The sequence below is a fragment of the Acutalibacter caecimuris genome (assembly GCF_034335085.1).
Lineage (GTDB): Bacteria > Bacillota > Clostridia > Oscillospirales > Acutalibacteraceae > Acutalibacter > Acutalibacter caecimuris.
Map to the genome: position 1 here is coordinate 1 of NZ_JAWXXJ010000068.1, position 3,268 is coordinate 3,268.

Sequence of the window (3,268 nt, forward strand, 5' to 3'; positions counted from 1 at the left end):
TCTCAAAAGATGGCGCGGTATTGCTACGCGCTACGCCAAAAACGCCTCTTCCTTCGCCGCCGCTGTCCAGATCCGTTGTATTGCTATTTGGCTCCTTGTTTATTGACGACGCCATCTAATGTCCCGCTAATAAAATCGGCTACTTGAAGACCAACATCATTTTTGCTATTTTGAAAACTAAAATCTGCATCTCCCCACAGATTCGGCATATCCTGATGATTCATAACATATTGGCAAAAACTTTGCATATACTCATTACTGCCCATTTCATCAGCAATAATGGTTACTTTCTTGAATGCTCGTCTCAACTCCTTGTGAACAATGTTATTCATGAATTTATAGAATACTTTCTTGTATTGAAGTCCTTTTGAATTCATATTTTCTAGGCAATTTTTCTTATCAATACAAACTGAAAAAATACTGAACGGAAGGGGGGACAAATCCGTAAGTATACGTTTGCGGCGTTCATGATTTCTACTCACTTTAGAAGATTTCATTTCCCCTGCTTGAAAATGGTTTTTTCGAATTTGTTCCACACACTTCCTGTACTGGTCCACATTTGTTTCTTCTACAATAATTGCTGTAATGATGAAATGTGTAGATACATCTGGATTGTTAATATCCCATCCGAACGCGCCATATTCATCTGTGAAAGCATAAACACGTTCCATTATTGTTCTCTCCTCAATGATTTAGCTAATGCTTTAGGTCATTTTACAAGGAACTACACGCAGACCGTGAAACGGGCTGCTGACAACAAACAGGCGCTATGCTCCCGGCAAGGGGCATAGCGCCTGTTTGTTGTGGGGGTATCCAAAGGGGGCAACGCCCCATTTGGCACACGACTTTGCGAAGCAAAGTGTAGTGTGTTATACGCTCTGTCGGCGTTGCCGTGAAAATGCCGTTGCCGCCGGGGAGGGCAAGGGCATTTGAAGCGGCAGGAAAACAGGGCTTTGTTTGGGGCTGGGAAGCCGGAAACAAAGGGCTGGTTTCAGCAGCAGACAGGGCGTATATGAAAGCCCTCGTCCACCGTCCTCAGCCTATGGGACAAAATGTCCCAAACCTTTAGACACCGTGACTATATGTGTGGCCACACTCATTTATTTTAGTGGTCGTTCTTTTCTCAAAATTGAAATGGGCGGGAAGCCATTTTAGGGCTTTCCCGCCTTGATTGCCCATCAGCAAAGGCAGGCGGGGCTGTCAACGGCGGCGCATTTGTGCGCCGTTCATCTTGACCGTTGACTGGCTCGGCTGCCTTTGCTATCTCCCCCGATAAACTGAAAGTTTTAGATTAGTCCCACACGATTTCCAAACAATCGAAGTTATCTGGAATTGGTGGTACGCACGAATAAGTATTTAATTCAAATGCCTCTATTGTAATTACTCCATCAGAGCATAGCCATTCGCAATTTACTAATTTTTCTAATTCCGCAGGCAAAATGGTTGTGCAAATCACGATTGTATCTCCTGCAAGAACTAATTCTTCTTTCCCATTGTTTTCTACGATTTCTGTATCATCGTGGAGAGCAACACGCACCCATGCTATGTCAGGCATTAACTCAATCTTTTGTAGCATATTTCGTATTTCAGAAAGCGTTGGACGGCCAAATTCCCATTGGTTCGGAGCAATGGAATCCTCCTCTGTGTTTCCATCGAAAAATTCATCAAGCGTTAGTAATGGCAAGCGTTCTTCATTTTCTTCCAATATTTTTTTGAATGTATTCAACTCTATCATAGTCACAATTCTCCTCGCAAATCAGAATTAGTTGATTTTATCCTCTCCCCGGATTTTCTTGTTTTTCCGTTCTTCTAACTCCGCAATTTGGCTCATCAAGCAATCTGAAAAAGTCCCCTCAATCGGTGTAGCTTCTCCTGTTGTGTAGTAGTCAAGAAGGACTATGTTATTATTCTTGTCAAAACAAAATATTTCATCACCATTCCCTATAATGGACAAGAATGGGATAAAATCAGTAAAACCTTCATCGTGTAGTTCTTTCGTTTTTTCACGAATATCCAAAAAATCGGGTATTCCATTGGCAATTCCATAGACTATAATTCCTCGACAGAACGACCAAAATGGGCCTATGTCATATTGTTTCGCTTGTGGCCATATTTCTTCTCGAACCTCCATATAAAGCCCACCTAATGGGGACATAGTGAACTCTCTAAAATCAGCAGGAAGATTTATTCCATACTGATTTTCAAAATCCTTTATATCCTGCTCCGATGGCTCATTTCCCATACAAGCTACAACCTGATAAGTCTGCTTATCATAATTATGGAAATAATCATAAACTTTTTCCAATGACATAATATACCTCCTACAAAATGCGATTTTTTATTTTCTTACTTCCGTCCCCGCTGTGGGGTTGGTTTTTTCAGCAAGTCCGACTTCTGTGCAATCTTTTTCAGCCACTTCTTTTCTTCCCCGGACAGCTTCTTAAAGTTCAGCCGCAGCCGTTTGCAGATAAACGCCAAAGACGCTTGCTCCGGGTCACTGTCTGGGTTGGTAATTTCGGTAGCGGCTTCCAATAATCCTTTCAGCGGGTTATCCTCCGGGATGCTGAAAAAATCCTCCCTGTGGGCTTCCCGCAGGCCGGCGGCTATCTCGTCTATGTCCTGCTGGATTATGTAACGGCAAAAGCTGTCATCATCAATATGGGCAGCGATAAGCTGTCTTAACTGCGGGTCGGTCAAGCCGGGATTGTGCTGTTTCATAATCATTGCGCTCATAGCGTCCACAATGGCGTTTGCGCTCTGTACCTGCTTCACCGCCGTTCCGTTCACATAGATTTCAAGGTCGGCCATCAGCTTGATAAAATCCGGGTGCGCCGCCAATTCGCACAGCAGAGCATTGTCCACCTGCCCGCTTTTCAGCAGGTCAATCATTCCGTCACTCAAACGCAGGTCTGCAAGATCAGCGTTTGGGGGACGCTTCATTTCAGACAGCCCCAGCAGATAGTCGGTGGTCACGCCGTAAAACTTCGCCAGCTTGATAAGAGCATAGTGGCTGATGTCCTTAAAATCGTCCGCTTCATAACTGCCCAACGCAGGCTTGGAGAGGTTCGTCTGCTCTGCAAGCTGTTCCAGCGTCAAGCCACGCTGCACACGCAGGTCTTTCAAGCGTTCTTGAATGGATAAAGACATTTTCTCGCCCTCCTTGTCTGTTCGATAAATCGGAAGTTAGTGAATCGGTAATAATTCCATATTTTTTGCCCGCTTTAGATTTATTTTAAGGTCGTCATATCCAAACGGCTTGCCATGTCCC

Annotated in this window: 4 protein-coding genes and 1 pseudogene; 1 reads left to right on the forward strand and 4 read right to left on the reverse strand. The window is 44.1% G+C overall.

What is annotated here, in order from left to right; all coding sequences use genetic code 11:
- A pseudogene (locus U8U01_RS17050) lies at positions 1 to 106 on the forward strand (IS5/IS1182 family transposase); the annotation flags it as partial.
- Here U8U01_RS17050 and U8U01_RS17055 read toward each other — a convergent pair.
- The 4 genes from U8U01_RS17055 to U8U01_RS17070 form a co-directional block, all read right to left on the reverse strand.
- Positions 84 to 671, reverse strand: coding sequence for a DUF3800 domain-containing protein (locus U8U01_RS17055; protein WP_322176785.1), 588 nt, complete (start codon positions 669 to 671; stop codon positions 84 to 86). The pseudogene U8U01_RS17050 and the gene U8U01_RS17055 overlap by 23 nt on opposite strands.
- Positions 672 to 1,291: 620 nt before the next feature.
- Positions 1,292 to 1,735 carry a YfbO family protein gene (locus tag U8U01_RS17060; protein ID WP_016304742.1) on the reverse strand — a complete coding sequence of 148 codons (444 nt, stop codon included), beginning with the start codon at positions 1,733 to 1,735 and terminating at the stop codon, positions 1,292 to 1,294.
- Positions 1,736 to 1,762: 27 nt separating this feature from the next.
- Complete coding sequence (locus U8U01_RS17065) at positions 1,763 to 2,311, reverse strand: SMI1/KNR4 family protein (RefSeq protein ID WP_160203194.1); 549 nt, start codon at positions 2,309 to 2,311, stop codon at positions 1,763 to 1,765.
- A gap of 35 nt (positions 2,312 to 2,346) precedes the next feature.
- Positions 2,347 to 3,147, reverse strand: a complete 801-nt coding sequence (locus U8U01_RS17070; RefSeq protein ID WP_322176786.1) for a helix-turn-helix domain-containing protein — start codon at positions 3,145 to 3,147, stop codon at positions 2,347 to 2,349.
- Between the last annotated feature and the right edge of the window lie 121 nt (positions 3,148 to 3,268).